General features: G+C 58.3%; 6 protein-coding genes. 5 read left to right on the forward strand and 1 reads right to left on the reverse strand.

Translation table 11 applies throughout. The features are described 5' to 3' along the window. From ABJP42_RS11655 to ABJP42_RS11675, 5 genes are all read left to right on the forward strand, one after another. On the forward strand, positions 1-271 hold a 271-nt coding region (locus ABJP42_RS11655; protein WP_348340504.1), incomplete at its 5' end, for a hypothetical protein. Then, positions 268-546 carry a helix-turn-helix domain-containing protein gene (locus ABJP42_RS11660; protein WP_348340494.1) on the forward strand — a complete coding sequence of 93 codons (279 nt, stop codon included), beginning with the start codon at positions 268-270 and terminating at the stop codon, positions 544-546. The genes ABJP42_RS11655 and ABJP42_RS11660, both read left to right, overlap by 4 nt. Positions 547-859: 313 nt before the next feature. Continuing rightward, a complete protein-coding gene (locus ABJP42_RS11665) occupies positions 860-2,122 on the forward strand; it encodes an Hsp70 family protein (protein ID WP_348340496.1) in 1,263 nt (420 codons plus the stop codon). Positions 2,123-2,227: 105 nt separating this feature from the next. After that, positions 2,228-3,034, forward strand: coding sequence for a lytic murein transglycosylase (locus ABJP42_RS11670; RefSeq protein WP_348340498.1), 807 nt, complete (start codon positions 2,228-2,230; stop codon positions 3,032-3,034). A gap of 315 nt (positions 3,035-3,349) precedes the next feature. Further along, a complete protein-coding gene (locus ABJP42_RS11675) occupies positions 3,350-4,396 on the forward strand; it encodes a hypothetical protein (protein WP_348340500.1) in 1,047 nt (348 codons plus the stop codon). 60 nt (positions 4,397-4,456) lie between these two features. Here the strand turns inward: ABJP42_RS11675 and ABJP42_RS11680 are convergent. Next, positions 4,457-4,696 (reverse strand): heme-dependent oxidative N-demethylase subunit alpha family protein (locus tag ABJP42_RS11680; RefSeq protein ID WP_348340502.1); only part of this gene is annotated, 240 nt, incomplete at its 5' end.

Genomic DNA, 4,696 nt, shown 5'->3' on the forward strand with positions numbered 1-4,696 from the left:
GGAAGGCTCCGACTACGCGGCCCATATGGCGCAAACGACGAATTCCTCCTCGCCGCTACCGCCCAAAACCTCAGAAAACTGGCCAAGATCTTTCCTGCACCGCAGCAAACGAGAAAAGCCTGACCAGAAAGGCACTCGCGCTGAATTTGGAACTCGACTTTCTGCGCCCGCAACACCTAGTTTTCCAACAGAATCGGCTCAAAACGGCCATTCGCTGCACCCGCATTTCATCTGGAAAACCCTGGCCACACTTGATAAGCAGCGGGCATGACAGAACTCGTAGAAATCAGAAGCGACCGCCTCAAATCCATACGGAAGGGGCGGAAAATTGGTCGGCCAAGGCTTGCCAAATTGTCTGGCCTGACCGAAAGGAAACTGGCAAAGATCGAGGCCGAGAGCCTGTCGCTGATGCCTCGGTCCATCGTTGCTAGGCTTTCTGATGCGCTGCAAGTTCCACAGCCGACGCTGACAGGCGACTTTCCGGTAACCGATGCCGATACCAGTCCTCTTGAAAAAGAAAAGTGTACAAGCGGCTGCTGTGGCTAAACAGGCTCTTGGCCAGGCTGCATTGAGCCAGCCAAGACGACTCGGTTTGATATCCCATAGATCCAGCACCCCTGGCTCCGTTTTGAGACCGATTCTTATGCCCGAACCGCGCGGGTCCTAGGGCGTTAAACCGCCTGCGCGGATCTGCAATCGCTGTTTTTCATCCTTCGGAACCTCAGACATCCAACTTCCGGTCAGGTAGTTAGCCTCTGATAAGAGCAGCCAACTCACCCTGCTTAGGCCAATCGTCCCTTGAAGCGAGTCTCACGCTCCTATAGGTGGGCGCGTTCCATCGCCCAAAAGGAGCCCGCACATGTCCGCCTCAGCTACTGCCCCCAATACCCTTGGCATTGACTTTGGCACCTCGAACTCCGCTGCGGGGATTGCCGTGGGAGATCACCCCTGGCTGGTGGAGATGGAACCGGGTGAGACCACCCTGCCCACGGCAGTGTTCTTTGAACCCAAGCGCCCGATGCGCATTGGTCGCTCCGCCACGCGGGCACTGATCAATGGCGATGAAGGGCGGTTCATGCGGGCGCTCAAAAGCCTGCTGGGCACGCCGCTTCTACGCGAAGAACGGCGGATCAACGGCGAGGTGACTGATTTCATCCAGATCATCGCGCGGTTCCTGGCAGAGGTGAAATCCCGCGCCGAAGCCGCGACCCACCAAAACTACACCCATGCTCTCTCTGGCCGCCCGGTGCATTTTCACAGCAGCGATTTCGCCCGCGATGCCCAGGCAGAGGTGGACCTGCGCGATTGCTACCTCGCCGCCGGGTTTGAGGATGTCCGCTTTCTCTATGAACCCGAAGCAGCGGTGCGATCGGCCGCGCCTGCAAAGGGGCTGGGGCTGATCGTCGACATTGGCGGCGGCACTTCGGATTTCACCCTGTTTGAGCAAGACAGCAGCGGCGCGACCCGCATTCTTGGCTCTCATGGGGTGCGGCTGGGCGGCACAGATTTTGACCGCCAGATCAGTATCGACCATGTGATGCCGCTTCTGGGGCGTGGCAGTCAGATCCGCAATGCCTTTGGCACCGAAACCCTGCCCGCACCCAACCGGCTGTTCAACGATCTGGCCACCTGGCAGATGATCCCTTTTATGTATGCAGCAGATAGTCGGCGCGCAGCCCGCGAGCTGGCGAAATACGCGGTAGAGCCGAAAAAGCTCAACCGGCTGGTCTCCACCCTCGAGGACGAACTGGGACATGACGTCGCCTTTACGGTGGAGCGCGGCAAGATCCAGGCCAATGCCCCGGACAGTTCCACAGAGCCCCGGATCGATTTGCGCATTCTGGAACGCGGCCTAAATGCACCTCTCACCGCGCCCCTTATGCAGGCGAGCCTCGACAAGATGATGGTAGAGATCGCCCACAATGCGGCCGAAACACTGCAAGTGGCCGATGTCGCCCCTAGGCAAATCGACCGGCTGGTTATGGTTGGTGGCTCGTCGCTGCTGACCTCGCTGGATGCCGCGCTGCGCCAGTTGTGCCCCAATGCCAGGGTCGAAAACCGCAACGCCATGACGGCGGTGGCCGATGGGCTGGCGCTTGCCGCGCCGATGGCCTTTGCATGATACCCGTTCAGAAATGAGACAAGCCCGGCGGTTTTCCCGTTAGATTTTTGCGCGGCGGCGCCTAGGCTCGGACCCAACTTGAGTTCATTGCTTTAGGATCCCTTTATGCGCCTCTTTGCCTCTGCCACCTTTGCCTTTGCCCTTAGCCTCACCACGCTGGCCGCGCCTGCCCTCGCCGCCCCCTGCGGTAATACCTCTGCCGGGTTTGAGGCCTGGAAAGCGGATTTTGCCAAGGTCGCCCGCCGCTCCGGAGTTAAATCGGCGGGATTGCAGGCGCTGGCCCAGGCGCAATATGCCAGCCGCACCATCGCTGCTGACCGCAACCAAAAAAGCTTTCGCTACAGCCTAGAAAAATTCATGCAGATCCGTGGCGCCGCCACCATCGTGGCACAGGGGCGCAAGCAAAAGGCCCGCCATGCCGAGTTCTACGCTGCCTTGGAGCGCAAATACGGGGTACCTGCGGGGTTATTGATCTCGATCCACGGGATGGAAACCGCCTTTGGCAATTTCATGGGCGACAGCCGGGTGGTTTCTGCCATTGTCACCCTCACCTACGATTGCCGCCGTTCAGAGTTTTTTGAACCCCATGCTTTGGGAGCGCTAAAACTGGTGGATCAGGGCGCAATCACCAGCGCCACCCAAGGGGCCAAACATGGCGAGCTGGGCCATACCCAGTTCCTGCCCGGCAATGCGTTGAAATATGGTGTCGACTGGGACCGCAACGGCCGTGTTGATTTCTATAACATGCAGGACGCCTTGGCATCGACAGCGCGCTACCTGCAAAAACATGGCTGGAAACGTGGCAAGGGCTATCAGGAAGGCGAGCCGAACTACCGGGTGCTGAAACAGTGGAACGCAGCCACAGTCTATCAGCAATCCCTGGCCATCATGGGGCGGCAAATCGACCAATAGTCGCATTCCGTCTGAGGCCGATGCGACGCGTGGTTCCAAATTGGAAATGGCTGCGCGAACAATCCAACCAAAGGGTCCTTATTGTAAGGGATGCGGCATCAAAGTGGCGTTGCAGCGCCCCTTTCCTGCCGTATTCGGAGATTCACAGAACCAGAAAATCGACCCAACCAATTGATTTGTATAATTATTTACCAATGCCGTAAACTCATAGTAAAAATTGATTATTTCTTCATCAATTGTCTCTCCCCGCCTCACTTTTGAGCCAGATCCCTTCCTATTGTTTACCCAGAGCAACCCGAGCGGAGGACCCTGACGGTGGCACAGATCGAGCAATACAAAGGTAAGCTGGGGTTTGAACACCGCAGCGAAGAGAAACTAACACTGGCTCTGACAGAGCTGCTGGATACGCTGGAAGAATTCGGCCATCCTGCGCTGCAGATCAACGCCAGAGATCCACATCGGATCGGGCTGGACACGGATCAATACCGGGTGAGCCTGCGGTTGCGTCGTATTCCCCTGCGGCTTGGCGTCCGTACCCCACGGGGCGTACCAGCCCCCGCAGCCTATATCGAGCTGGTTCTGGCGCCGACCTTTCCCGGTGCCTGCGATCAGGAGATTTCCGAAATCCTCCTGGCCATTGTGCTGAAGCGCATGACGCAAGCTTTGGATCCTTTGGTGATCTTTTGGCAGGAAACCAGCAAAGCATTGACCCCGCAGCAATTTTTAGGGACTTTTGAACAAAGCAGTGAGGTCGAAGACCAGGCACTTGCGGAATCCCCTGCCATGATCATCGATCAGGCCATTTCCAAGGGCTCCGCGCCCCTGGTTCAGGACTGCCAAGCCAGTGAATCCTGCCTTCCGGAGCAGTCCAGCCCCAAGCACATCACTCCCCAAAGGCCAGCCCCGCAAAGGACGGCCTCCCAAAGGGTTGAGCGCAAGCCTGAGAGCCCAAAAATCTCGGCGGCGGCAAGCCGACTTAGAATGGCGGATCAGGCCCGCGCCGAGGCTGAGGCTGAACGGGCCCGGGGCCAGGAACGCTTTGGCTCTGTCGATGAGGCAAGCACGGTACTGGAGCAGCATTGCGACGAGATCCAGCACTTGCCGGCCCGCGCCAAACCTTGGCGCTCTGCCCGGCCAAATCCAACGCATCTGGGCCATGCAACCTATCAATCAGTCTTTGGCCAAAGTCGCATTGCCCGGATCATTGGTTTGCCACATGCTATGCTATCGGCCACGGCCAATGCCTTTCGCGGTATTGACCTCGTACTCTCTGTCCGCGCCTTGGTGACGGCCATGGTGGTTCTGTTCTTGCATGGGTCTGGCATGGTTCAGGCAGCGGCACGGGTGCTCCTGCCCCAATAGAGAGATCCGCGCAGGCCGCGATGGCTGTTACAGCTCAGCGGCCTGCTATCGGCTAATACTTCAAGACTCGGCCCAGGCGGGGTTTCCCCACTGCGCCATTACATCATCGCGATGCACCATATAGGTATGGATTGAAAACACCACGGCACGGCTTTTGGGCAGGCGCAGGATCACTTGCTGCTCGCTGCGCATATAGGGCGCATCCGTGCCATGACTGGTATCGCGTCGATCATTCACACTGCGCGGTGCAAACAACTCGGGTGACTGATACCACAGGGCATTGAACCGCCACAGCGGCCG

It is taken from the genome of Pseudophaeobacter sp. (genome assembly GCF_039971195.1).
In the GTDB taxonomy this organism is placed as follows: Bacteria; Pseudomonadota; Alphaproteobacteria; order Rhodobacterales; family Rhodobacteraceae; genus Pseudophaeobacter.

Coding starts and splice junctions, on each gene's coding strand:
- ABJP42_RS11665 (WP_348340496.1), top strand. CDS start 860: ATGTCCGCCTCAGCTACTGCCCCCAATACCCTTGGCATTGACTTTGGC.
- ABJP42_RS11670 (WP_348340498.1), top strand. CDS start 2,228: ATGCGCCTCTTTGCCTCTGCCACCTTTGCCTTTGCCCTTAGCCTCACC.
- ABJP42_RS11660 (WP_348340494.1), top strand. CDS start 268: ATGACAGAACTCGTAGAAATCAGAAGCGACCGCCTCAAATCCATACGG.